Source organism: Mesorhizobium sp. MC2-1-1, assembly GCF_057597255.1.
On the sequence record NZ_CP195205.1, the window covers coordinates 1,639,197 to 1,663,880 of the forward strand.

General features: G+C 63.1%; 26 protein-coding genes and 1 tRNA gene. 12 read left to right on the top strand and 15 right to left on the bottom strand.

Features of this window, described 5'->3' with window-relative positions:
- Positions 1 to 39 precede the first annotated feature (39 nt).
- Positions 40 to 1,224, bottom strand: coding sequence for an amino acid aminotransferase (locus ACR64R_RS08305; protein WP_487361169.1), 1,185 nt, complete (start codon positions 1,222 to 1,224; stop codon positions 40 to 42).
- Between the two features lie 133 nt (positions 1,225 to 1,357).
- On the opposite strand from ACR64R_RS08305, the gene ACR64R_RS08310 reads away from it, so the two are divergent.
- The 5 genes from ACR64R_RS08310 (at position 1,358) to ACR64R_RS08330 (ending at position 4,875) form a co-directional block, all read left to right on the top strand.
- Positions 1,358 to 1,891 carry a sigma-70 family RNA polymerase sigma factor gene (locus tag ACR64R_RS08310; RefSeq protein ID WP_487362399.1) on the top strand — a complete coding sequence of 178 codons (534 nt, stop codon included), beginning with the start codon at positions 1,358 to 1,360 and terminating at the stop codon, positions 1,889 to 1,891.
- Positions 1,888 to 2,661, top strand: a complete 774-nt coding sequence (locus ACR64R_RS08315) for an anti-sigma factor family protein (protein WP_487361170.1) — start codon at positions 1,888 to 1,890, stop codon at positions 2,659 to 2,661. Before ACR64R_RS08310 ends, ACR64R_RS08315 begins: the two co-directional genes overlap by 4 nt.
- A gap of 35 nt (positions 2,662 to 2,696) precedes the next feature.
- Complete coding sequence (locus tag ACR64R_RS08320) at positions 2,697 to 3,413, top strand: Bax inhibitor-1/YccA family protein (protein ID WP_487361171.1); 717 nt, start codon at positions 2,697 to 2,699, stop codon at positions 3,411 to 3,413.
- A gap of 172 nt (positions 3,414 to 3,585) precedes the next feature.
- Positions 3,586 to 4,461 carry an aldose 1-epimerase family protein gene (locus tag ACR64R_RS08325; RefSeq protein WP_487361172.1) on the top strand — a complete coding sequence of 292 codons (876 nt, stop codon included), beginning with the start codon at positions 3,586 to 3,588 and terminating at the stop codon, positions 4,459 to 4,461.
- 3 nt (positions 4,462 to 4,464) lie between these two features.
- A complete protein-coding gene (locus ACR64R_RS08330; RefSeq protein ID WP_487361173.1) occupies positions 4,465 to 4,875 on the top strand; it encodes a hypothetical protein in 411 nt (136 codons plus the stop codon).
- Here ACR64R_RS08330 and ACR64R_RS08335 read toward each other — a convergent pair.
- The 10 genes from ACR64R_RS08335 to ACR64R_RS08380 form a co-directional block, all read right to left on the bottom strand.
- Complete coding sequence (locus tag ACR64R_RS08335; RefSeq protein WP_487361174.1) at positions 4,872 to 5,315, bottom strand: class I SAM-dependent methyltransferase; 444 nt, start codon at positions 5,313 to 5,315, stop codon at positions 4,872 to 4,874. The genes ACR64R_RS08330 and ACR64R_RS08335 overlap by 4 nt on opposite strands.
- Before the next feature lie 12 nt (positions 5,316 to 5,327).
- Complete coding sequence (locus ACR64R_RS08340; protein ID WP_487361175.1) at positions 5,328 to 6,239, bottom strand: agmatinase; 912 nt, start codon at positions 6,237 to 6,239, stop codon at positions 5,328 to 5,330.
- A gap of 395 nt (positions 6,240 to 6,634) precedes the next feature.
- Positions 6,635 to 7,444 carry an MBL fold metallo-hydrolase gene (locus tag ACR64R_RS08345; RefSeq protein WP_487361176.1) on the bottom strand — a complete coding sequence of 270 codons (810 nt, stop codon included), beginning with the start codon at positions 7,442 to 7,444 and terminating at the stop codon, positions 6,635 to 6,637.
- Complete coding sequence (locus ACR64R_RS08350; RefSeq protein WP_487361177.1) at positions 7,441 to 8,235, bottom strand: TatD family hydrolase; 795 nt, start codon at positions 8,233 to 8,235, stop codon at positions 7,441 to 7,443. Before ACR64R_RS08350 ends, ACR64R_RS08345 begins: the two co-directional genes overlap by 4 nt.
- Positions 8,235 to 9,779: a methionine--tRNA ligase gene (gene metG, locus ACR64R_RS08355; RefSeq protein WP_487361178.1), complete on the bottom strand. Its 1,545-nt coding sequence runs from the start codon at positions 9,777 to 9,779 to the stop codon at positions 8,235 to 8,237. Before metG ends, ACR64R_RS08350 begins: the two co-directional genes overlap by 1 nt.
- Positions 9,780 to 9,906: 127 nt before the next feature.
- Positions 9,907 to 10,962: a DNA polymerase III subunit delta' gene (locus ACR64R_RS08360; protein ID WP_487361179.1), complete on the bottom strand. Its 1,056-nt coding sequence runs from the start codon at positions 10,960 to 10,962 to the stop codon at positions 9,907 to 9,909.
- The gene (gene tmk / locus ACR64R_RS08365) at positions 10,959 to 11,633 is read right to left on the bottom strand and encodes a dTMP kinase (protein ID WP_487361180.1); all 675 of its coding nucleotides are present in this window, start codon (positions 11,631 to 11,633) and stop codon (positions 10,959 to 10,961) included. Before tmk ends, ACR64R_RS08360 begins: the two co-directional genes overlap by 4 nt.
- Positions 11,634 to 11,705: 72 nt before the next feature.
- A complete protein-coding gene (locus ACR64R_RS08370; protein WP_487361181.1) occupies positions 11,706 to 12,884 on the bottom strand; it encodes a D-alanyl-D-alanine carboxypeptidase family protein in 1,179 nt (392 codons plus the stop codon).
- Between the two features lie 129 nt (positions 12,885 to 13,013).
- Positions 13,014 to 14,282 carry a septal ring lytic transglycosylase RlpA family protein gene (locus ACR64R_RS08375; RefSeq protein WP_487361182.1) on the bottom strand — a complete coding sequence of 423 codons (1,269 nt, stop codon included), beginning with the start codon at positions 14,280 to 14,282 and terminating at the stop codon, positions 13,014 to 13,016.
- Positions 14,283 to 14,443: 161 nt separating this feature from the next.
- Positions 14,444 to 15,334, bottom strand: coding sequence for a LysR family transcriptional regulator (locus ACR64R_RS08380; RefSeq protein ID WP_487361183.1), 891 nt, complete (start codon positions 15,332 to 15,334; stop codon positions 14,444 to 14,446).
- 131 nt (positions 15,335 to 15,465) lie between these two features.
- On the opposite strand from ACR64R_RS08380, the gene ygiD reads away from it, so the two are divergent.
- From ygiD to ACR64R_RS08410, 6 genes are all read left to right on the top strand, one after another.
- Entirely contained in the window at positions 15,466 to 16,284 is an 819-nt protein-coding gene (gene ygiD, locus ACR64R_RS08385) for a 4,5-DOPA-extradiol-dioxygenase (RefSeq protein WP_487361184.1), read from the top strand.
- 75 nt (positions 16,285 to 16,359) lie between these two features.
- Positions 16,360 to 16,761 carry a DoxX family protein gene (locus ACR64R_RS08390; protein WP_487361185.1) on the top strand — a complete coding sequence of 134 codons (402 nt, stop codon included), beginning with the start codon at positions 16,360 to 16,362 and terminating at the stop codon, positions 16,759 to 16,761.
- A gap of 45 nt (positions 16,762 to 16,806) precedes the next feature.
- Positions 16,807 to 17,775 (top strand): glutathione S-transferase family protein, encoded by a 969-nt coding sequence (locus ACR64R_RS08395; RefSeq protein WP_487361186.1) that lies wholly within the window; start codon positions 16,807 to 16,809, stop codon positions 17,773 to 17,775.
- Complete coding sequence (locus ACR64R_RS08400; protein WP_487361187.1) at positions 17,775 to 18,377, top strand: alpha/beta hydrolase; 603 nt, start codon at positions 17,775 to 17,777, stop codon at positions 18,375 to 18,377. Before ACR64R_RS08395 ends, ACR64R_RS08400 begins: the two co-directional genes overlap by 1 nt.
- 1,787 nt (positions 18,378 to 20,164) lie before the next feature.
- Positions 20,165 to 20,563 (top strand): site-specific integrase, encoded by a 399-nt coding sequence (locus ACR64R_RS08405; protein ID WP_487361188.1) that lies wholly within the window; start codon positions 20,165 to 20,167, stop codon positions 20,561 to 20,563.
- Positions 20,564 to 20,883: 320 nt separating this feature from the next.
- Positions 20,884 to 20,973, top strand: a tRNA-Ser gene (locus ACR64R_RS08410).
- A 123-nt stretch (positions 20,974 to 21,096) separates the two neighbouring features.
- Here ACR64R_RS08410 and ACR64R_RS08415 read toward each other — a convergent pair.
- On the bottom strand, positions 21,097 to 21,450 hold the full coding sequence (locus ACR64R_RS08415) for a hypothetical protein (protein ID WP_487361189.1): 354 nt from the start codon (positions 21,448 to 21,450) through the stop codon (positions 21,097 to 21,099).
- Positions 21,447 to 21,833, bottom strand: coding sequence for a hypothetical protein (locus tag ACR64R_RS08420; RefSeq protein WP_487361190.1), 387 nt, complete (start codon positions 21,831 to 21,833; stop codon positions 21,447 to 21,449). The genes ACR64R_RS08415 and ACR64R_RS08420 overlap by 4 nt, the downstream gene beginning before the upstream one ends.
- 386 nt (positions 21,834 to 22,219) lie before the next feature.
- Between ACR64R_RS08420 and ACR64R_RS08425 the strand changes: the two genes are divergently transcribed.
- A complete protein-coding gene (locus ACR64R_RS08425; protein WP_487361191.1) occupies positions 22,220 to 22,384 on the top strand; it encodes a hypothetical protein in 165 nt (54 codons plus the stop codon).
- Here ACR64R_RS08425 and ACR64R_RS08430 read toward each other — a convergent pair.
- Positions 22,381 to 22,752, bottom strand: coding sequence for a hypothetical protein (locus ACR64R_RS08430; RefSeq protein ID WP_487361192.1), 372 nt, complete (start codon positions 22,750 to 22,752; stop codon positions 22,381 to 22,383). The two genes, ACR64R_RS08425 and ACR64R_RS08430, sit on opposite strands and share 4 nt — an antisense overlap.
- 12 nt (positions 22,753 to 22,764) lie before the next feature.
- Entirely contained in the window at positions 22,765 to 24,651 is a 1,887-nt protein-coding gene (locus ACR64R_RS08435) for a hypothetical protein (protein WP_487361193.1), read from the bottom strand.
- Positions 24,652 to 24,684: the final 33 nt, after the last annotated feature.

Here is a 24,684-nt window from a genome sequence, read left to right on the forward strand (position 1 = left end):
CCAATGCCGGTCGGACGCCGAAACGAGTTGTCCACAGCGTCAGTCGAGCACTGAGACGATCGCCTTGGCGAGATCGTCCATGCCGTCCTCGGGCAGCCCGGCCACGTTGATGCGGCTGTCGCCCACCATATAGACGGCATGCTCTGTGCGCAGGCGTTCGACTTGCGCCTCGGTGAGCCCAAGCCTCGAAAACATGCCACGGTGGCTGGCGACGAAATCGAAACGGTCGGAATTGGACTGCCGGCGCAACGCCTCGGCGAAGGCGACGCGCAGCCTGAGCATGCGCAGCCGCATCCCTTCGAGCTCCGTCTCCCAGTCCTTCTTCAACCCGGCATCCTCAAGCACCATGCGCACCGCCGCCGCGCCGTGATCGGGCGGCATCGAATAAAGCGCGCGAGCGGCCGCCAGCATCTGGCTCATCGCCACATCCGCCTGGGCGCCGTCCTTGGCCATGACCATCGCGGCGCCCACGCGGTCGCGATAGACAGCGAAATTCTTCGAGCAGCTCGAGGCGACAACCATCTCCGGCATCCTGTCGGCCAGCAGCCGCAAACCGGCGGCATCGGCGTCCAGGCCCTCGCCAAAGCCCTGGTAAGCGATGTCGACGAAGGGTAGCAGGCCGCGCTCGAGCAGCACATCAGCAACCTTGGCCCACTGCGCGGCATCGAGGTTGGCGCCGGTCGGGTTGTGGCAGCAGCCATGCAGCAACACGACATCGCCGCTATTGGCGGTCTTGAGGGCCGCCAGCATTTCATCGAAGCGGACAGAACCCGAAGCGGCATCGAAATAGGGATAGTCGCAAACCTGCAAGCCTGCGGCGCGCATCACGGGCGGATGGTTCGGCCAGGTCGGATCGGACAGCCAGACCGTCGCGCCGGCACGTGTACGCTGCAGAAGCTCGGCCACCAGCCTGAGCGCGCCCGATCCACCTGGCGCCTGCGCGGCACGGATGCGGGAATGGTCCGCCTTCTCGCCGAAGGCGAGCTTGATCATGGCAGCGTTGAAGCCGGTATCGCCGGCAAGGCCGAGATATGTCTTGGTGTCCTGACTCGCCAGCAACCGCTTCTCGGCTTCGCGCACGGCGCGCATCACCGGCGTCCTGCCGTCGATGTCCTTGTAGACGCCGACGCCGAGGTCGACTTTGCCGGGCCTCGGGTCGTTGCGGTAGAGGCCGATCAGGGCAAGGATCTTGTCGGCGGGCGCGGGCTGCAGGGTCTCGAACATCGAAAAGGATTCCTATGGCGGCGGAGTGATACGCAAATCGCTGTCGGCACGCCAGCGGTTTCCTCAGAGACGGCGGCGCGAAAAGAAATGCCGGGCAGGGGATTAAAATCCCTACATGCTTCGTAAACAGGGCATGAAACGGTCGATGGCACGCTTCGATATCGTTGGGCAGTTGGGGTCGCTGCGGCGTTACGCGCGCTCGCTGACACGCGACGGCAGTGAGGCCGAGGATCTCGTCCACGACGCGCTGGTGCGCGCCTATGAACGCCGCGCGACCTTTCGCTCAGGTGGCAATCTGCGTGCCTGGCTTCTGGCGATCCTGCACAACATTTTCATCGACCGCATGCGCTCGCGCCGCTCCGAGGCGGCGCGCATCGAGCAGATCGGCCTCGTTGCCGACCAAAGCATGCCGGCCTCGCAGGACCATTCCGTGCGCCTGTCGCAGGTCCGGGAAGCGTTTCTTTCACTGCCCGAGGAGCAGCGCTCCGCCCTGCATCTCGTAGCCATCGAAGGGCTTTCCTATCACCAGGCCGCCGAGGTCATCGGCGTGCCGCTTGGAACCTTGATGTCGCGTATCGGGCGCGCGCGTGCCGCGCTGCGCGAAATGGAGGAGGGCGCGCCTCCTAAAAGCAAACCCCATCTCAGGATCGTGGGAGACGATCAATGACCCCCATTGTCGACCCCGTAACCGATGCCGACCTCGACGCCTATGTCGACGATCAGTTGGATGTCGCCCGCCGCATCGAGGTCGAGGCGCACCTCGCCGCACGCCCGGAAACGGCGGCGCGCGTGATGTCGGATCTGAGGACGCGCGACGAACTGCGCGTGGCACTTGCCGGCCCCGGCGGAATGGCGCGTCCGGCCACGACCGAGGCGGCGCGGCGATTGGAAAGGGCACTCGCCAGGGGGCGTATGCTTGCCGTGCTGCAGCGGGCTGCCGCCGCTGCCGTGCTGGTGGCGGCGGGCTGGCTGGCCAATGGTATTTTCGGGCCGATAGCGGTGACAAAGGTGGTCGCCTCGACACAGCCGCCGGCCTATGTCGAGGATGCGGTCAGGGCGCACCGCACGACTTTGGTGCGCGAAACCATGTCGTCGCAACAAGAAGCGCCGAGCTACGATGCCGATGAGATCCGCGCCGCCACCGCGATCGCCATGCCATCGCTGCCTGACGACTGGAAGGTCCGCGACGTCCAGGTCTATCCCTCGCAATTCGGGCCCAGCGTCGAAGTCGCGGTCGAGACCAGGGACCTTGGTCTTGTCTCGCTGTTCGCTATCAGGCCGGGCACGTTCGACGTCGTGAAGCCGACGGTGGCGCCCGCCGATGACATCTCATCGGCCTATTTCCAGATCGGCGAGGTCGCTTACGCGGTGGTCGGAAGCGGCGACGCCGGCAGTCTCGACCGTGCCGCCGAGAAACTCGCCAAAACCCTCTATTGAAGACAGAACCTCTACCGAGAACCAAGGAGAACCAAATGAACAGCCCCAATCTGGGATACCGAATAGGCACCGGCGCCCAGGCCGGAGCCGTCTATGACGAGGGCCTGCGCAAGCACATGCTGCGCGTCTACAACTATATGGGCCTCGGTCTCGTCGTCACCGGCCTCGTCGCCTTTTTCGTGGCCTCGACGCCCGCGCTATACGTGCCGATCTTCTCCAGCCCGCTGAAATGGGTGGTGATGTTGGCGCCTCTGGCCTTCGTCATGCTCTTCTCGTTCAGGATGCAGACAATGTCGGCCTCGGGCGCGCAGGCGATGTTCTGGGCCTTCTGCGCCGTGATGGGCCTGTCGCTGGCCTCCGTGTTCCTGGTGTTCACCTCGACCAGCATCGCGCGCACCTTCTTCATCGCCGCTACGATGTTCGGCGCCACCAGCCTGTACGGCTACACGACCAGGCGCGACCTCACACAGTTCTCGTCCTTCCTGATCATGGGCCTGATCGGCGTGGTAATCGCCAGCTTGGTCAACCTGTTCCTCGGCTCGACGGCGCTGCAGTTCGCCATATCGGTGATCGGCATCGCCGTCTTCGTCGGCCTTACCGCTTGGGACACGCAGACCATAAAGGAGCAGTATGCGGAAAACTTCGACGCGGAATCGCAGCAGAAGCTCGCTGTCTTCGGCGCCTTCTCGCTCTATCTGAACTTCATCAACATCTTCCAGTTGCTTTTGAATTTCACCGGCGAGCGCGAATAGGCCGAACCGTAGCAGGCAACACTGCAGGCCTCGCCGTGGCCGGAGGGAAACCTCCGGCCATTTTTTCATCGCCGCAGGACGCTCGGCGTCTGCGGGACAGCATGCCTGCGGCGCTTGAGTTCATGCACGGCCTTTTGCTAGCCTGCCGGCGGCCAGCAGCCGCGAGGACGCAATGGAACAGCTGACGCTTCAAGCCGACGGTATTTCGGCGACCATCGTCGGGCAGGGGGCCGAGCTTGTCTCGCTACGCGACGGCGACGGCACAGAGCTTCTTTGGCAGGCCGGCCCCGCCTGGCGGCGTCACTCGCCAGTCCTTTTCCCGATCGTCGGCCGGCTTAAGGGCGACCAACTGCGGTATCGCGGCCAAACCTATCCGATGACGCAGCATGGCTTCGCCCGTGATCGGTTTTTCGCCTGGGCGGAGCAGGGGCCGAGCTCCTGCACATTGGTGCTGACCGATGACGCCGAGACCCGAACGCACTACCCCTTCGCTTTTCGCCTGGCCATCGGCTACGAGCTGAAACCCCGGCAGCTTGGCGTCACCTTCGAGATAACCAACACCGGCGGCGAGCCGCTGCCGGGCTCAATAGGCGCGCATCCGGCGTTCAACTGGCCGCTGCTGCCGGAGTTGTCCAAGGAAGCCTATCGGCTGACCTTCGGAGAGAATGAGCCGGCGCCGGTGCGCCGCCTCAAGGACGGCCTGCTGCTGCCGGATCCGCAACCAACGCCCATCGAGGGCAATACGCTGCCGCTTTCCGAGAAACTGTTCGTCGACGACGCCGTCATCCTCGATCGGCCGGCCAGCAAGAGCGTGCGTTATGCCGCCGAGCGCGGGCCGGCGATCGAGTTGTCGTGGCAAGGGTTCAACGAGCTGGGTATCTGGTCCAAGCCCGGTGGCGCACCGTTCCTGTGCATCGAGCCCTGGCACGGCGTCGCCAGCCCCGTCGATTTCGACGGCGAGTTTGCTGACAAGCCTGGTGTCATGCTGATCGAGCCGGGAGCCCGGCGTGTGCTGGGCTACCGGATCGGCCTCAGCCGGGAACCGTAATGCATGGCATACGCCATCAAGGCCGAGATCGGGAACCCTCAGGCAGAAACCTTTGTGTTCGCCGCCCAGAAGACCATGTATGGCGGCAAGCGCATCGCCGAAGGCGAAGTCGTCTTCCTGTTCGCCAGCGAGATCGAAGGCGGGCAGGGGCTCGTCGCGCGCGGCATTGTGACCTCCTCGCAGGCCGTCCCTAGAAGCCCTGATCGCGAACGGCAGACACCGCGCGTCAGCGTTTCCATCCGCCGCACCGCCCTGGCGACGAAACCCTTGGGCCGTCACGAACTCAAGCGCTTCGAGGACTGGAAGGACGGTCGGCCGGAGACCGAGCTCAACTTCAAATTATACCGCCAGGCGACCGACAAGATCATCGGCATCTCGGACGCGACGGCGGCGTTTCTCGAAGGGTTCTTCTAAGACGGCAAACCGCAACCCAACTCGATTTCTTGCAAAGGACGGCCACCATCGATGAACAGCCTGCCACCTGGCTTCAACGCGGCCTTGATCCGCTTCAACGCCGCCTGACCTGCCTCAGGGTGGCGTCCGTCGAGTGCGCCGACCCGCATGGCAAAGGCCATGTCGAAGGGAGCATCACCCGTATTCAGGACAAAATCCTCGATTGCGACGCACCTGAAACCGAGCCTGCCTGCGGCTATTTCATTGTACGATCCCGCTTGCGCCAGTCGTATTGCCTTTTCCGAACGATCGATCGCCAGAATAAAGCCATCACCGATCCGCTCCGCGATGGCGCGTGCGGCAACGCCTGGACCACATCCGATCTCCAGCACTCGAAGTCCCGACTCCAACGGGAGGGCTTCGATGAATTCAGATATCCTTGCGGAGATTGGAGAAGCCATGGTGAAGCCGGGCTAGTTCTGCCGCACGATCGCGCCGATCGCATTGACGAGAAGCCGCGCCGCGGTCAGCGCCGACAGGCCGCCAATGTCGGCGGGAGGGTATAACTCAACAAGGTCGAATCCAGCGAGCCTGGCCCGCCTGCCAAGGCCGGCAATCAGGTCGATCGCCTGAGTGTAGGAGAGGCCACCGGGGGTGCGCGCCGCCACGCCCGGCATGATCCCTGGATCGAGGCCGTCGCAGTCGAGGGTGACGACGACCTGCGCGCCTTCGGGAATATACCGCAGAGCGGCATCCACCCCTTGAGCGTGGACCTCGCGCGCTGTGACAAAGCAACTGCCATAGCGCTGCGCCGCTTCGATTTCGCCGATGCGCGCGCTGCCGACGCTGCGCAGGCCGACCTGTACCATGCCGGCGACATGCGGCATTTCGCTTGCCCGCCGCATCGGGCTCGAATAGCCATGGCGTTCGCCATGAACTTCGTCGCGCCAGTCGATGTGGGCGTCGATCTGAAGAATCCAGATTGGTCCATAGCCGGCAAAGCCGGCCAGGAACGGAATGACGACGGAATCGTCACCGCCAAGCATGATCGGCACGGCCGGCAGGGATAGAACCTCGCGCGTTCTCGCTTCGATGCGGGCCCGATTGCCGGCATTGTCATGCATTATGGTCAAGATGTCGCCGGTGTCGGTGCAGCAGGCCGGTCCGCCATTGAACAGCGGCCCGCCGAGGTCGAAATCCCAGTGCTCGACCAGCGGAGCATCAGCCTGGCTGGCGGCGCGGATGGCGTTGGCGGCCTCAGCATAGCCGCTGCTGTCCTTGCCGGAATAGGTGCTGCCGTGACCGGAACCGAAGATCACGGCCCGGGGAACGCGGCCTTCACCGAGGCGGCTGGGAAAGCCAAGAAAGGAGCGCGAGGAGGTCAATGTTGCATGCCCTTATTGTTCCGCCCCAATGCCATGACAGCTTGCAGCATGGTAGTTGCTATTTCAACCGACCATGGCGTTGAGCCTCCATATCCATAAGTCGCATAAGATAGATTATGGAACTATCAGCTGAAGGCGAAGACTGGAGATTCCGGGTTTCCTGCCGGGCTATTGGAGATGCGAAAGCTCGACACGAACCTTGGCCGAGTGCCCCGGTGAGACTGCACCATACGTCAGCCGTATGTTCGATATCGCGGGTAAAAGAGCGTCACGAAGCTCTACCGAGCATCGTCTAGTCAGGATCATGGGGGATGAGATGATCAGCTTCGGGACGGCAGCCGACCACTAGCCGCCAATTAGCTTCAGATATTGAGAATTCTTCCCATCATTTTGATTCAAAGGGCATTTTCTATCACCAAACCATCATAAGCCGGTGCCACGTGATCCGGTGTCTCGGCCATCACCACGGCATAGTCCAACGGCACATGCATATGGGTCAGCACGGCGTTCTTCGGCGAAAGCTTCTCGATCCAGCCCAAGGCTTGGCCGAGCGACAGATGGCTGGGATGCGTGTTGTACTGCAGCGCGTCGATGACCAGCATGTCGAGATCGCGTAAACGCTCGGCCGTGGCGGCCGGGAAGTCGCTGATATCCGGGCAGTAAGCGAGTCCGCCGATGCGGAAACCCAGCGAAATGATGTCGCCATGGATCTGCGGCAATGGCTCGAGGGTGAGGGCACCCCCCTCGCCTTCGACCGTCACCGGCCTGGTATGATCGATCAGATGCGGCTTGACGATCGGCGGATAGGAACTACCGGGGGGCGTCTCGAAGCAATAGCCGAAGGCCTGGCGCAGCCGCTCCATCGTCGGTTCGTCGGCGTGGATGTCGATCCTGTGCCGCTGGTCGTGCACGAAGCCGCGCAGATCGTCGATGCCATGGATATGGTCGGCATGCGGGTGGGTATAGACCACGGCGTCGATACGCCTGACCGAGGCCATCAGCATCTGCTGGCGAAAATCCGGTCCAGTGTCGATGACTACCGTGGTGCGCGCGCCATTGGCGGCAATGCGCTCGACTAGAGCCGCCGTGCGCATGCGCCGGTTCTTCGGATTCGCGGGATCGCAATTGCCCCAATCGCCGGTGATACGCGGCGCCCCCGGCGATGATCCGCAGCCGAGGATGGTAAAGCGCAGCCGGTCGCTCATGTCCGCGCCACGTCCGGTCGCGGCATCTTGGTGAACAGCTTGAAGAAGTTCCCGGTGGTGATGTCCGCGATCTCGGCTTCGCTCACACCGATGGTCTCGGCGAGCACCTTTGCCGTGTTCGTGACATAGGCCGGTTCGTTGCGTTTTCCCCGATGCGGGATTGGCGCGAGGTAAGGCGCGTCGGTCTCGACCAGCAGCCGGTCGCGCGGGACGTCGGCGGCGATGGCCCGCAGCTCGGCGGAATTCTTGAAGGTCAGGATACCGGAAAAGGAAACATAGCCGCCCAGCGCGACGCCGACTTCCGCTAGTCCGCGCCCAGACGAAAAACAGTGCAGGATGAAGGGGAAAGCGCCCTTCCCTGTTTCGTCCTCGAGGATAGACGCCATATCGTCGTCGGCGTTGCGCGAATGGATGACCAATGGCAGGCCGGTCCGGCGCGAGGCGGCGATATGGTTGCGGAAGCCTTCTGCCTGCGCATCGCGCGGCGCCTTGTCGTAATAGTAGTCGAGCCCGGCTTCGCCGATCGCCACCACCTTTGGATGGCCGGAAAGCCGCACAAGCTCGTCGGCGGTGACATCGAGCTCCTCCGCCGCATTGTGCGGGTGGGTGCCGACCGAGCAATAAACATCCTCGAAAGTCTCAGCAATTTCAATGACCTGCTGAAAACGCTTCACGCGCGTCGAGATCGTGACCATGCGGCCGACTCCGGCGGCGAAGGCGCGGGCGACAACGGCCGCCCGCTCCTCTGCGAAATCCGGAAAGTCGAGATGGCAATGGCTGTCGACCAGCATCAGGCGTTCTGCTCGACATAACGCGGAAACACGCCCTCAGGCGACGGCAGCGTTGTGCCAGGCACCAGCGCGTGGTCCGCATGGACATGCTCGAACGCGCGCTTGTGCGCCGGCACGGCAAGCAGGTCGAGCAGCTTTGCCGCCGACCCCGGGATGAAGGGCTGGCAAAGCACCGTCACCCGTCTCACGAGCTCTGCTGTCGTCCAAAGCACGGTTTCCATGCGCTCCGGATTGGTCTTGCGCAGCGCCCATGGCTCCTGTGAGGCGAAATACCGGTCAGCTTCCGCCACCACCCCGAAGATCGCCGCCAGCGCCAGATGGATGCCCTGCTCCGCCATCGCCCTTCGGGAAATGGCCAGCGCTTCGATCGCCTGATCGAGGATCGACGTGTCGGCTTCGGTAAGGTCTCCGCGCTTCGGCACCGCGCCGCCGCAGTTCTTGGCGATCATCGACAGAGACCGCTGCGCCAGATTGCCGAGGCCGTTGGCAAGGTCGGCGTTGGTGCGGTTGACGATCGCCTCATGGCTGTAGTTGCCGTCCTGGCCGAATGGCACCTCGCGCAGGAAGAAATAGCGCACCTGATCAACGCCGTAATGCTCGACCATGGTGAATGGATCGATGACGTTGCCGACCGATTTCGACATCTTCTCGCCGCGGTTGAACAGGAAGCCGTGGCCGAAGACGCGCTTCGGCAGCGGGATTCCCGCCGACATCAAGAAGGCCGGCCAATAGACAGCGTGGAAGCGCACGATGTCCTTCCCGATGATGTGGGCATCAGCTGGCCAGAACCGCCATTTCTCATCATTTTCATCAGGATAGCCGACGCCGGTAATGTAGTTGGTCAAGGCGTCGACCCACACATACATCACGTGTTTCTCGTCGCCCGGCACCGGCACGCCCCAGTCGAAGGTGGTGCGCGAGACCGAAAGGTCCTTCAGCCCCGACTTGACGAAGCTCATCACCTCGTTGCGACGCTCAGCCGGGCCGATGAAATCGGGTTGGCTTTCGTAAAGAGCTATCAGCTTGTCCTGATAGGCGGAGAGGCGGAAGAAATAGCTCTCTTCCTCCACCCATTCGACAGGCGTCCCCTGCGGCCCGTAGCGCACATTGTCGGCACGGACCTCGGTCTCTTCCTCGCCATAATAGGCCTCGTCGCGCACCGAATACCAGCCGGCATAGCCGCCCTTGTAGATGTCGCCATTGGCGGCCATCGCCTTCCATATAGCCTGGGAGGAGGCGTAGTGCCGTTCCTCGGTGGTTCGGATGAAATCGTCGTTGGAAGCATTGAGCGCGGTCGCCATGCGGCGGAACTCGGCCGAGTTGCGGTCGGCGAGCTCGCGCGCCGTGATGCCTTCCTTGCGCGCGGTCTGCAGCATCTTGATGCCGTGCTCGTCGGTGCCGGTCAGGAAGAACACGTCCTTGCCGTCGAGCCGCTGGAAGCGGGCAAGGGCATCGGTGGCGATCAGTTCATAGGCATGGCCGATATGCGGCTTGCCGTTCGGATAGGAGATCGCGGTCGTGATGTAGAATGTGTCGCGTGACATGAATGAACCGTCATGAATATCTGAATCTGAGTTGTGGCGGTGGATATCGCATCGGAACGTCGATTGCCATCCCGAGGCCAATGCATGCTGGCCGAAAGTGGACCAACGGCATACATCGAACGGGCCGTCACATTCGCATCGCAGAATTCAGGCGGTCGATCATGGTCAGGGCGTGCTGCTTCTTGTCGAGATTGTAGGTCTCGGCCTCAGATATGCTGTTCAATGCCTGCTGCCAAGCCTCCGACAGGGTCTTGGCCCTGGCGAGGTCGCCGGCCATCGCCGCCTCGCTGGCCGCGGCCGAAAGCAGATTGAGCGCGCGGCGGTTGAAGATGTCGAACTGGATCGCCTGGTCGCGCCCCGCCACGGCCTCCGCAAGGCGGTGCGATGCCGCGATATCCGGCTTCCTCGCCGCCACCAGCGTATCGAGCGCGCCGGCTATCTCCAATCCGCCATACTGAGTAAGCAGGATCGCGTTGCGGGCGCTGCCCCCTGCCCGCTCGGCGAGCGCGGCACGCGCTGCCGGATCGTCCGGCGGCGGGGGCTCGATATTTTCCAGTACCGCCATCAGTTCGTCGGCCGCCAGCGGTGCCAGCCGCACCACCTGACAGCGCGAGCGGATCGTCGGCAACAGGCTGCCCGGCGCATGCACGACAAGGATGAACAGGGTGCGAGCCGGCGGCTCCTCGAGATTCTTGAGCAAGGCATTGGCGGCGTTGGTGTTCATGTCGTCGGCCGGATCGACGATGACGACGCGGTAGCCGCCGTCATGCGAGGTCATCGAAAGGAACCGGCTGACCTTCCGGATCTCATCGACGGTCAGCACCGTCTTGAAGCTCTTGGTCTTGTCGTTGGCCGGGCGCGTCAGATGCAGCACGCCCGGATGAGCCCCGGTGGCGATTTGGCGAAACAGCGAGGAAGCCGGATCGGGAACCGCAAGCGTGTCGGGCGCCGTCCTGAAATCCGGATATGTCAGAAGATGGTGCGCCAGGTGAAACGCGAGCGTCGCCTTGCCGATACCGAGCGGCCCGGCAAAGATCAGCGCGTGGGGCAACTTGCCCGCGCGGTAGGCGTTGGCAAGCATCCCTGTCGCCGTCGCGTGGCCGACCAGCCGCGCAGTTTCAGCCGGCTCGGGCACGCCGTCCAGCGTGTCGTGCTGTTCCGGGGCGATGCGTTCGAAGATCATGCAGTCGCCGTCTCAATCCTCTGCGCCGGCGTCCGCTCCTCCAGCGCCGCGAAGACGGCGGCGGTGACGATATTCTCCACCGTGTCGGGATCGGCGGAGGCGTCGATGACGATGCACCGCTCCGGCTCGGCCGCGGCGATGGCCAGGAAAGCCTCGCGCCGTCGCCGGTGGATGGCCAAGGCCTCCTTCTCGAAGCGATCGGCGGCGTCCCCTGCCCCCCGCCGCGCCGTGGCCCGCCTCAATCCCACGACCGGATCGATGTCGAAGATCAGCGTCATGTCCGGCATCATGCCATTGATGGCCACCGCTTCGAGCGCCTTCATGAAATCGGCGTCGATGCCGCCTGTGACGCCCTGGTAGACGCGCGAGGAATCGATGAAGCGGTCACAGAGCACGATCGAGCCACGCTCCACCGCCGGCCGGATTACCTGCTCGACATGGTCGGAGCGCGCGGCGGCGAAAAGGATCGCCTCCATCTTCGGGCCGAACGGCTCGGCCGCACCCGATAGAAGCACATGCCTCACCGCCTCGGCGCCAGGCGATCCACCCGGTTCGCGAGTGACCAGAACCTCGTATTTCTTGCCGCGCAAGCGCCGCGCAAGCCGCTCGATCTGCGTCGACTTGCCTGCTCCCTCGCCGCCCTCGAAGGTGATGAAAAATCCGCTCGCCAATCGAGATTGCCTCTGCCCGTGCTGGCCGCTGTCATAGCTCCGGTCCGACAAAAGGTCCACGAACTTGCCCGATCACAAATGTTTCTGACGCAACCAGCCGACGGCGAGTTCCTTGGCTGCGTCGAGCGCACGTTGCGGAAGCGTGCCCACTTGCACCGACTCGGCGGCATAGAGCGGAGTCTGCTGGCTGAGCGTGTCGCCTATCCAAACGCGCAACTCGCCGACCGGTTGCCCCGCTTCGACCGGCGCCGACACCGGGCCCTGATAAACGATCCTGGCGGTCAGCTTGTCGCGATTGGCGATCGGCAGGAAGATGTTCACCGGGCCTTTTGCTTTCAAAGCCAGGCCGGATTTGGCGCCACCGAACACCTGCGCTTCGCCGACCACCTCATCCTGCGCGAAGATCTCGGTCTTCTGGAACGAACGTGAGCCCCAATCGAGCAGCTTGCGCGCCTCCTCGGAGCGTTCGCGATCGTTCGCCAGGCCGCTGAGCGCGGCGATTACACGGACGCCGTCGTGGCTGACGGTTCCGACAAGGCCGAACCCAGCCTGCTCGCTGGCGCCCGCCACGAACCCGTCGGCTTCGATTCCCATCGCGATCAGCGGATTGCGGTTCCTCTGCGAGATCTTGTTCCAGGTGAAGTCCGGCTGGCCGTAATAGTGGAAGAACTCCGGATAGTCGCGCCACAGATGCAGCGCCAGCATCGTCAGCTCGCGCACCGTCGTCTGCTGGCCGTCGGCCGGCAGTCCGGTCGAATTCACGAAGGTCGACTTCTGGAGGCCGAGCTGGCGGGCGCGATCCGTCATCTGCGCGGCGAAACTCGCCTCCGACCCGGCCATCCCCTCGGCGAGCACGATGCAGCCGTCATTGGCGGCCTGCACGGTGACCCCCTGGATCAGGTCCTCGACGCGGACCGCGGATTTGAGCTTGGCGAACATGGTCGAAGTCCCGGACGGCGCGCCGCCGGTGCGCCAGGCGTTTTCACTGACGACGAACGTGTCATCGAGCGTCATGCGCTTTGACTTGATGGCGTTGAAGACCATCTCCATGGTCATCAGCTTGGCCATAGAGGCGGGTGGGATCGGCTTGTCGGGGTCCTTCGCGAAGAGCACGGTGCCGGTGTCGGCATCGATCATGAACGCCTGCGTCGCCTTGGTCTCGAAAAGCTGGGCGCTCGCCGGAACGACGCAAAGCAGCATCAGCACCGCTCCCAGAAGGCTGACGAAAAACGGGAAGATGCGGAATTGCATGAAATCTCGACCCAATCTGAGCAACACCGGAAAGCGCTCGGCGACTTCGCCCCGGGATTGCGCAAAGATTACCCCGCGACCACGCTATCAGGGTTTTTTCGGCCGGATCAACGGGCCGCGAGAATTTGATCAGTTACGCACAACCAGCGCGTCCGGCGCGCCATGCGACCAGGCAGCCTGAAGCAGGTCGTCGATGCTGCCATGGCCGTCCGGATAGGCATTGACCGCATACCAGTCGTTGCCGTCGAGATCGGTGCGCTGGATCTCTATCCGGCCGAACGGCTCGAGCGCAACGGCCACGCGCTGTGCCTCGGCGGCCTGGTCGAAGGAACCGGCCGCGACATAGTCGGATGCGGGCGCCTGACCCTGGAGTTTCGATTTCTTCCATGACTGCAGGATATCGGCCGGCGACATGCCGCCGCCGTCCAGCGAGGCAAAGACATCCGCGCGCTTTACACGCTCATCCGCGTAGGACAGCGAAGCCATGGCGAAGGGCGAGTTCGGCGGAAGGCCAAGATCCGGCCGTTCCGGCACGATCGGTCCGAAATCAGGCAACACGACATCGCTCGAGCCCTGCACCGAGAATGCCGCCGCCGGTTGCACGGCCGGCTGCTCCGACAGGCCAGGCTGCGCGGCGAAGGCCCCGCCCGAACTGGTCAGCTGCCCAGGGAAAGGCACGGCGGCGGGCGGCGCGCCCACCGACAGGCTCGGCGACGGGCCATTCATGGCCACCATCACACCGGTCGGCAGGCCGTCCGACGGATCCGGCCGGTTCTTGCCCGGATGATACGAGGCCACCAGATACTGCTCGTCATCGCCATCGAGCGGCGCGCGACCGACATATTCGACTTTGACCCTGGCCGTGCCGACCTTGTCATAGTCGAGCATCTGCGCCGCGCGCTCGGAGACGTCGATGATGCGGCCCTCATGATAGGGACCACGATCGTTGACGCGGACGATCACGGAACTGCCGGTCTCCAGATTGGTGACGCGGGCATAACTCGGCAGCGGCATCGTCGGATGCGCCGCGGTAAGATGCGTCATGTCGTAGACTTCGCCATTGGCGGTCAGCCGGCCATGGAAGGCATCGCCATACCAGGATGCCAGCCCGACCTTGGTGAAGCCCTTCTTGTCTTCTTTCGGATAATACCACTTGCCGCGCACCTGGTAGGGCTTGCCAAGTTGGTCGCGACCGCCGCCGCGACGCATGAACTGCACGCGCGGACTGGCCTTCACGCCATATTCCGATTCCGCGAAATACTCCTTGGAGCGGGCCTTCTTGTAGACCATGCCCTTCGGCTCGGGTTGCGAGGCGCAAGCAGCCAGCACCAGCCCCGAGAGGGTACAAAGGGCGAAAGCAGAAGCGCGACGAAGACGCGGGCGCGCCGAAGCCTGCATGATTTCGATTGTCCCCTACAGTGCAGCCACCTTGCGGAGCCAAGCGTCCGCCGATGCCAGCAACACCTTGATCCCCAATCCCTTTGTGCACAGGAATTGTTTATCACGATGTTAATCGATTATGGCCGCAACTGGGCGAGATTGTGGCGCGCGTTGACGCGTCAGATCACGCCGCGCGTTTCGGCAACGACATAGTCTATCAGGGTGCGGACTTTTCGCGGCAGTACGCGCCCTTCAAGCCACACCATGGAAACGGCCGAGGTCGGGTTGGAGTAGCCCGGCAGCACCTGGACGAGCCCCATGGCTTTCATGTCAGCGCCGATCACGAATCGCGGACAATACGAGATCCCCAGACCCTCGCGAGCCAGATCCAACGCCACCTGCGCGGAATTCACCATGAACCGCGCATGAACCGGGAATTCCTCGGTCCGCCCGTCAATCTCCAGCGGCCAGTGCATCGCATCGCGGCGGTTCGTGTCCACGATGCAGTCGTGCCGCAACAGATCCACCGGGCTTTCGGGAGCTCCTCGACGGTCGATATAGTCCTTGGAAGCGAGCATGATGCTTGAGATCGTGCCGAGCTTGCGGGTGACCAGCGACCTCTGGTTCGACTCGCCGATCCGGAAGGCCACGTCCACTCCCCGCGCGGCAAGGTCAATATAGGCATCGTCCAGTTGCAGGTCGATCACCAGATCGGGATGGCTCATCGCAAAGCCGCGCAAGAGCGCCTGTACGTGCGTCTGACCGAAGGTCACCGGCGCCGATACCCGCAGGTTTCCCGACAACCCGCTTCCCTCAGCGGTGAAGCTCGCAAGCAGGTCGTCGATGTCATCGATCAGCGCGGGGGCCCGCCGCAGCAAGTCCTCGCCCTCCGGCGTGATGCCGACGCGCCGGGTGGTGCGCTGCAGAAGCCTCACGCCAAGCCGCTCCTCCAGCGCGGCCACATATTTGGATGTCAGCCTGTTGGATATGCCCAGGCGTTCGGCCGCCTGGCTGAACGAACCGGCCTGAGCGGTGGCCACGAAAGCCCGCAAACAATCGAGAAAGTCCACGTCGCCCGCCCTACTGAGAACATTTCATTCTTACTCATTCATAACATACGTCATTTCATTCTCAAACCTACGGGGACATATTGCTGTCGACAGGCCTCGAGAGGCCGCCAGACATTGCGAAGGAGATGGAGATGAGTCTTGCCGCATCGATGCAGGTTCTGAAGAGCCGGCTGAAGGCGTCGGACCGGATGCCGGTGGTGTTCCTCGGCCACGGCTCGCCGATGAACGCGATCGAGGACAATGCCTATTCCCGTTCATGGACCGAGTTGGGCAAGGCTCTGCCGCGGCCGCAGGCGATCCTGGTGGTCTCGGCTCACTGGATGACGCGAGGCACGACGCTGGTCGATGTCTCGGCTGTGCCCCGCACGATCCATGACTTTTACGGCTTCCCGCCGGAACTCTACGCCGAGCAATACCCTGCGCCGGGAGCCCCGGAACTCGCGCGGGAAGTGGTCAGCCTGCTCGCCAGCCATCACGCCGAGGCCGACGACACCTGGGGGCTGGACCACGGCGCCTGGTCGGTGCTGACGAAGCTCTATCCCGAGGCGAATGTCCCCGTGTTTCAGCTCTCGATCGACATGTCGAAAGATCTGGACTGGCATCTGCAGATCGGCAAGGACCTGGCCGAGCTGCGCGGCAAGGGCGTGCTGATCCTCGGTTCCGGCAACGTGGTGCATAACCTGCGAACCATGCGTTGGGGCGGCAAGCCCTATGATTGGGCCGTTGAGTTCGACAGCTTCTTTGCCGAACGGCTCGCGGCGCGGGACTTCGCGGCGCTGGCCGACCGCCAGCGCTTGGGCAGCCTGTTCGCCATGGCCCAGCCAACGCCTGACCACTATCTCCCGGCTCTGACGGCCGCCGGCGTGACCGACGAAAAGGATCAGCTGACCTTCATGAACAACTCCATCGACATCGCCTCGGTGTCGATGCGCAGCTTCATTTTCCACTGACCCTCGCCGGAGGTGGGCGCCAGGCATTCAATCATGACCCGGCGTTCCGCTGGGCCAACCTAAAGGATCAAGACCATGATGGACCCTGTCACAGCCCCGTGGGGCGTGCTTCTCTTGCGGCTGGCTTTGGCCGCGCTGTTCTTCGCCCATGTCGGGCTCAAGCTCTTCGTGTTCAAGCCCGCTGGGACGGCCGGCTTCTTCAGATCGCTCGGATTGCCCGGCTGGTTCGCCTACGTGACGATCGTCTGGGAACTCGCGGGCGCCCTCGCCCTGCTGCTGGGCATCTGGCCGCGCATCTTCGCCGTCATCCTGATCCCGGTTCTCGCCGGCACAATCGCGAAGGTTCACGGCAAGGCGGGCTTCTGGTTCAACAATCCCAATGGCGGCTGGGAGTATCCCGCTTTCTGGATCGTGTCGCTGCTGACCCTGGCCGTGCTCGGCGACGGACCGCTCACGCTGGCCGCCAGCCCGTTCTGATTACGTTCGGCGTCCGGTCACCCGCTCATCGCAAGGAGATACCGAATGCTTATCGATGGAAAATGGACCGAGGACTGGCAACCCGTCCAGGCGACCGATGCCAAGGGCGGCTTCGTGCGCCAGACCTCGACCTTCCGCCACTGGGTCACGCCGGACGGCAGCGCGGGCCCGAGCGGAACGGACGGTTTCAAGGCCGAAGCTGGGCGCTACCACCTCTACGTCGCCCTGATCTGCCCCTGGGCTTCGCGCACGCTGATCGCGCGCAGGCTGAAGGGGCTGGAGGATGTGGTGTCGCTGTCGATCGTGGAGCCCGAGCTCGGCGCGCAGGGCTGGCGTTTTGCCTCGCCGGACCCGGTGAACGGGGCCACATGGCTGCATGAGATCTATACCAGGGCCGATCCGCATGTCTCGGGCCGGGCAACGGTGCCGGTGCTGTGGGACAAGCAGCGCGGCACCATCGTCAACAATGAATCCGCCGAGATACTACGCATGTTCAACTCGGGCTTCGGCAGCCTTGCCTCTGGCCCCGATCTCTACCCTGAGCCATTGCGTGCGGGAATCGACGCCCTGAACGACCTTATCTATCGGCGGCTGAACAACGGCGTTTATCGCGCAGGCTTCGCCACGACCCAGATCGCCTATGAAGAAGCCTTTCGCGACGTTTTCGCGCAACTCGATGAACTGGAGGCGCGGTTGTCGGCGGGCGGGCCGTGGCTGATGGGCAAAGCCTTCACCGAGGCGGACATCCGCTTGTTCGTGACGCTGGTCCGCTTCGATGCCGCCTACTACGGCTTGTTCAAGACCAATCTTCGCCGCATCACGGACTACCCGGCGCTGTCGGCCTATCTGGCCCGTGTGCTTGACGTGCCTGGAGTGCGCGGAACGGTCAATCTCGACCACATCAAGCGCGGCTACTACTCGATCAAGCGGCTGAACCCGACCGGCATCGTGCCCATTGGACCCGACCTGCCGGGGCTTGATCCGGTCGCTCGTCGCCTGAAAGAGGCGGCGTGATGGCCGTCTCTCTCGTCATATTGCTGCATGGCGTCGGCAGTCGGGGCGCCGATCTGGCGCCGCTGGCGGACCACCTCGCGCCGTTTCTGCCCAACGCCGCCTTCGAGGCGCCCGACGGCCCCGAGCCATTCGATCAGGGCGGGCTGGGGCGGCAGTGGTTCTCGATCTCGGGCGTCACGGAAGCCAACCGGGCCGGGCGCATCGCCGCCGCGCGGCCGGCGTTCGACGCCGTCCTGACCGCGCTGACCGAGCGACACGGCCTGAGCGGCCACCCCGAGCGCGTTGCGCTGGCGGGCTTCTCGCAGGGCGCCATCATGGCGCTGGATGCGATCGCCTCCGGCCGTTGGAGGCCCGGCGCCGTGGTCGGTTTTTCCGGCCGTCTCGCGACGCACGATCCGCTTGCGCCTTCTCCCCGAACGCGCGTTCTGTTGCTGCATGGCACCGCCGACCCGGTGATCCCGGCGACCGAGGCGCGGAGCGCGCACGGACGTCTTTCCGCCGCCGGCGCTGACATTTTCTTGAGTCTGCTGCCCGGCCTTGGCCATTCGATCAGTCGCGAGGGGCTCGACCTCGCGGCGGCCCATTTGGCCAAGCTGCCCTGATCGAATCGAGATTCCGCGGCTGAGGCCGCCACCGAAGCGGCGGGCCAAATGTAGCAGGATGCTACTTATCAGGCTCGGCCGGACGCGTGATTGGCCGCGGCCTCTCTTTCCTTGGCCATGCCGCGATTCCATCGAACCACACGCTGACGTTCAGCTTCGGGAAGTGACGGCACGGCGCCCTCCACCAGACGCGCTCGACGTCGGATTCGCCGTGCCTCGCTCCCATGGCGTCCAGCCCTTGCCTGGCCGTTCGATAAGCTCGTGATCCTGTATGGTGGGCACCTCTCGCGGGCAGGTGTGCGGATAATGCATAAGCCACCGCTTATCGGCAAACTGTATCATTCAAGGACGGGAACGCTGGCATCGGCCTTGCAAGGAATGATTGCCGGGTTGATCTCCGGCTGCTCGTCGGGCTTGAGGTAGTTGTTGGGGGCCTCGCCCGGCGAGTTTCAGCGAAACCGGTGGAACGTAATGAACCGTGATATTCATGCAGCCTAGCTAATGTAACCTTCGCTCCAGCCGACTCGCCGTACCGAGTCGGTTAGGCCCGGCGGTTCAACCCTACGCCCCCAACGCGGAACTGTCGGGCCGCCTACGGGCAAGGCGTCCAACCCTTCCGCTGCTCTGGCGTCATCGCATGGTTGGTGAACTGCAAGTTCCGATCGTCCCGGCCAGCGCCGCGGCACTCGTCGCAATAGATGATCTTGAGCGGATCCAAATGCAGACAGGGCTGGTCTAGGCCGAAGCGCTTAACCAGTTCGGCAACGTTGAGCACTGCCCTCCGCCTGCACGTAAGGCAGTCGACCGATAGGCCGGTGCCGGCCGCCAGCTTGCCGCCAAGCGTAGCTTCTGAAAATGGGTATTTGTTCGACATTGGCGATCCTCGTGGGTGGGTCGCCTCACCGATGGTGATATATTCCTAACCTTGGATTGAGCAAGGCATTACGCGATCACACCATGTCCTTTTGAGGTAGATTAGCCGATCTGCATATGCGGCGGACCTAACCCGACCGCCAGGCCGGCGCCTTTCAGGCAATTTCCACCCCAACGACGGAAGGAAGGGTGCCGGCCACCCCGTCAAATCGAAAGAGCCCGCCAATGGGGAATGAGCGGGCTCTTTATCGAGCAATGCCGAGGATGCCGGGGTACTCCAAACACAGCCCCCTAGGCCGGAGCGGGCAAACTCGCCCGACGCGGCGCGGTCAGCGCGCCGTCTGTCTATCCAACTTTCATGAGCCGATTTCGTTCCATTAGCAAATGCTTGAAGAAGCCGCCGATCGCGCCAGACTCATGGAATGGCAAAGGGCAGTATAAAAGTTGGCGACGAGGCGTCGTGTCGACGATAGTGCGGCTGGTCATATGACGGGATCAGAACGCTCACCCGATCCTCCGTCACGCGCTTGCGCACGGTTGCCATGATCGCGACGCCGCACACCAGCATCGGGCAGCAGATCGAGTTGAGGAGCCAGGTCACACGTGTCGACGATGATACGGTGACCGTCGGCGGCAAGGATCTTGGGATCGCAGTGCCGCGCGGCTCGTCACCGGCCAGGTGGCGCCGAAGCGCATTCCTTCATTGGCACCAAGCGTGAGGCGCACAAGGAATGCGCCCGGCTCGTCGCCGAACTGGATGCCGGCAGTCGAAGTCCCTTCCGCCACTATCTCACCGCACGGTCCACCACTACCGCCGCGTGCCGATCAAGGCTCTTGGGCAAGCGGTAATCTGGGAGAGGCTATCCCGCAATCCGGCAACCGCCACTAGGCCACCAAAGGTCGAGCGCAAAAAGATGCTCGCCTACGAAGTCAGCCAGACCGCGACGTTGCTGGAAAGGCTGCGGCCGACGCGCATGTACATTCCGGTGCTGCTGGCTGTGACGTGCGGCCTTCGCCGCGGCGAGATCCTTCCGTTTCGGTGGCGCCACGTCGAGCTCGGCGACAACCTGCGGCGACTGACGATCGAGCACAGCGCCGAGCAAACAGACGACGGCATGCGCTACAAGGAACCGAAGAGCGGCCGCGCCAGGACCGTTGCGCTATCGGCAAGCACCGTCGCCGAGGTGAAGGCGCATCGAGCGCGGCAGGCCGAAGAACAGCTTCGCCTTGGCATCCGTCCCGATGGTGAGAGTTTCGTCATCGCCCAGGTCGACGGATCGCCATTTCAGCCCCGTTCGCTCGCGCATGAGTAGGTCCGCGTCTTGAGCAAGACCAAACTGCTGCGCATCCGTTTTGAGACACTAGACCATCGGCATCACGTTTGACCTCTATTCACACGTCATGCCGGGCATGCAGGCCGACGATCGCTCGCCACCTTCGGATTAACGCCGGCCGAGAGAATCTGCGAGGCGTGGGTATGGCGAAGGTCTTGGAAGCGCCGCCGAGCAAGTTGACGCCGCGTTGCAGGCAGCTATAAGCATCGAGCGAAAAGCCAAATAGTTGCAAATTGCGTAGCAACCGACCCTTTCAGCGATTAAATAAAAGCTGAAAAGCGCAATGAAAGCAATTAGATGGAGGGATGGCCGAGCGGTTTAAGGCACCGGTCTTGAAAACCGGCGTGGGCGCAAGTTCACCGTGGGTTCGAATCCCACTCCCTCCGCCATATGGCCTTGAAATCATTGTATTTTTCTGCTTTCTGAAAATGCTACGTACAAGATTGCGCACACACGAAAAAGCCCGCCACCGTGAGGCAGCGGGCTAAACGGCGGAAAACTTTTCCGCTGTTTCAGTCGGCGTATTCGAGCAGTTCCGGCAAATCGCCAGCATCTTCCTGCGGCTCATCATTGATATCGCCGCCGTGCTCGTCCTCTAGCTCCCGATCATCATCCATGCTGCCGCGCTTATCGTCCTGCCACGCGACAGTTCCGCGCGGACCACGCTCGCCCCAGCCAAGCCAGGGTTCGGCATCGGCGCCGTCTTCAAGGTCGCAATCGGCTTCCATGAGGTCGAGAGCAGTGATGAGAGCCGTGGCGCGGTCGAACAGGTCGTTTAGCTGTGCCTCGATTGCCTGCCGCCATGTGCGCGGGTCTACGCCATCAGGCATGCCAAAGGGCTTGAGGGTGCGAACAACGGCGTTCATGACCGGCCTCCGTCGAGATAGGCCAACGAGAGCACAATCAGCGCCTCGACAGCATGGTCGCAGAATGCCTTTTCCTCGATCGCAAGGCGCATGGCCTCAGCCACGCCGCGAAGGCTCGACGGCAGAGGTGGGTTACGCCATAGCGTTCGAGCAGTAGGCCCATAAGTTGCCTCGACAAGCGCGTCCTCGTTTTCCCTCGTCAGCACCTCGTGCGGGATTGCCTCAAACTCTGCCGTCTTGGCGCGATATTCGGCGATCAGATCAGCGAGAGGGTCCGAAAGGGTATCTGCCGGCGCCACGGCCCCCGGAAGCGCTGTAGCGCCCGCTATGGCTGGCAAGGATGCGAATCCGCTTAGGGCGGCACGTCGGGTGATGTTGGTCATGTCCCTATGTCCTGGTTAGCAACCGGCTTCTCACGGCCGGCGACGCAGCGGAAAAGTTTTCCGTGGCGTCTGATATCGGAGGCGGTCCGAAAGCCGGGAGTTGAGAACCTGCCAGGACGACAGGCCGAACGTTTTTAAGGTTGCCCTCTGGACATAGCGTCCGCTCCCGGCCATATTCGACCGAGTTGGACGCCCGCCAAGGCGTACCTCATGCGCACAGAAACCCGCCAAGGTTTCCTACGCGATCAGGCAGCTACCTCGCCAAAGGTCGCTAGCCCTAGTCCTAGTCCGGGTTCTCAAGCCCACGGACATGATGCTCTCAGTATGTTAAAAATTCAAGCACGCCCTTCGCGGGGCGACGCTATTTCCGAGAGGATTTCTAGGACATGACTTGGGTCTATTTCGGCTTGGCAGCCCTTGGCGTTTGGGCAATGGTGCGCGATGTTCGCGGATACATGGACCGGCGCCTCGACAACATCGAGCAACGATTAGAGGTCATCCGGCAGGCCGTCTCGACGCGCCGGCAGGAAGATGATCACTGGCGCCCTTAGCCTAGCCGCTGCTTCAGGAGCATTCCGCTAAAATTCAGCCCGTTTTGCTGGAGGGCGGCAAGCAGGTTATTACCAGTGTTCCGGGCATCCCCGCCAGCACGCAAGTAGGGCATAGGAGAATCAGGTGTCTGCGCGAGCTGCTGGAACATAGTATGTAGGCGCGTGGCGAAATCGACCTGATTGGGGTCGAGCAGTGAGGCAATGTCATTGCCCTGCTGAGGGGTAAGGCCAAGGCCGGAGCCCTGTGAGGGCTGAACGTTGCTGCTGAAGAGCGACGTGGGCGCTGGATACATCTCCTGTCCCTTTGGCCCATCAGCCATCCCGGCGTATGGGTTTGGGAGGCCGGCAAGTAGGTCTAGAAGATCCATCGCGTGTTTTCCTCAGTGCATCCGCGAGCTTGTGAATGCCGGTGTAGCGCCTTGCCGCATGATTGCAGCCAATAGCGCGTTGGTGACAGGGTTAGACAGATTGGCCGCTGCCTGGTTGCCTAGGTAGGCCTGCATGGGCCGGCTCATCAGGAGGCTACCCGCGCCCTTCTGGAGGGCATAGCCAGCCGCCGCACCGGCAATTGCGCTCTGAAGGTCTCCACCATGCCCATAGCCATACCCGGCACCCAGGATCGTTGGAGCAAATGCCCCGATATTGCGAACGGCCAGCCTCGACGCGGTGCCGCTGTTCGGCAGAGGCGTCATGACTGCTTGGCCGGCCTTGGCGAGGTCAGTGAAGTCGCTGGCGCCTGTTGCGAAGCCGCCGGCATTCCCGCTCGCCGCCGCCATGCGCAGCCGTGCCGGCGAGATCATGCCGAGCCCGGCATCTTCGCCACCGCCAAGAGAGGCCTTCTGCAGAACCTTCATGTTGCCGTACTGCTTTCGCAGTGCCGACCACGCGCCGGAATCGGCAGGGTTGTTCGCGCCGATCGATCTTTCCATTGCGTCGTCCAGCGAGTTACGGAGGCCACGGAAGGCGGTCGCCAGCGTTGGATTGCCGGTCGATTGAGCCGCCAAGGAAAGGTCGCTACGGATGGTCTGGTATTCCGGGCCAGGGAGCGTGCCGCCGTTGGTCTGCACGCGCTGGATAATGCCGTCCACCATGTTGGTGATAATCGGCTTCTGCTGGGGCTCCAGAAGCTTCTCATAGCGATTCAGTGTCTTGCCCAGATCTTGGCCGAGCTGAGGGTCTGCAACCAGCGTGTTGCGGCTCGACAGGTCTTCGAAGGCCTGCCCAAGAGTACCCTGGAGGGCGGCCAGATTGTCAGGGGTGGCGAGACCGGAACCGCCAGCTTTCTGCATCGCTGCATTGGTAAAAGCCGCTCCCTGCTGATCCATCAGATTTGCAGCCTTCGCGCCGCCAAGCTCGCTTTCAGCATAGCGGAGAGTATCCGAGCCTGTGCGCTGCCCTGCCGTTACCGGAACGCCTTCCTGTGCAAGCAGATTAACAGCCGCCTCACGTTCGGCAGAGGATGCAAAGGGGCTTATGAGCTTGCTGATACCTTTGGTAATGGCAGTCGAGACAAGCGGAGCAGCGCCACCGACTGCAAAGCCCGTGCCTGCACCGATAGCACCACCCTTCAGCCTGTCAGCGAGATCCCCGTTGGCCTCACCAGCACCATAGGCGCCTCCGTACATTGCCGCGTCTAAAGCACTGCCAAGAGCGACACGCCCAAGCCCTGCACCCTGAGCTGCGGCATTTGCCCCGAAGCCCGCGCCACCAGTCGCCACGCCCTGAGCCAATCCGCCGCCGATCTGGCCCGCGAGATAGGAGCCGGGGTTTTCGGATTGAGCCTTCGAGTTCATGGCCCGCATTTCCTGCAAGACCTGATCGCGCGGAAGCCCCGACAAAGCGCTGCCAAGATAGGAGCCGAGTTCGTCACCGAAACCGAACGTGGTCGCGTCGCCGGCTCCCCAGAGGGCGGAATTACCCCTGCTGAAGTCAGTCGGCGAGAAGGCAGGGACGCCAACAGGCTGGCCCGTATTTGGATCGGCGGCAGGCATCTGTGGAATGCCGAACGCAGCGGCATACGGACCAGCAGCGACGCGGGCCTTTGCCTGAGAGATGTACGATTGCACCTGAGGGGAAAGCTGGCCGGAACCGCCCTGGTAATCCTCCCAAGGCTTTCGCTGTGCCTGCTGTGCTTCTTCCCAGGGCTTGGGTTGATAATCCAGCCACGGCAATTGCTCGCCGGCCGCCCGAGCTTTGGCCGCCGCCTCAGCTTCGGCCTGGGCCTTTGCCTGCGCTTGCGCCATGGCCTGCGCGCGCAACTGCGCCAAGCTGAGGCCCTGAGGCTCATCATCGATAGGGAC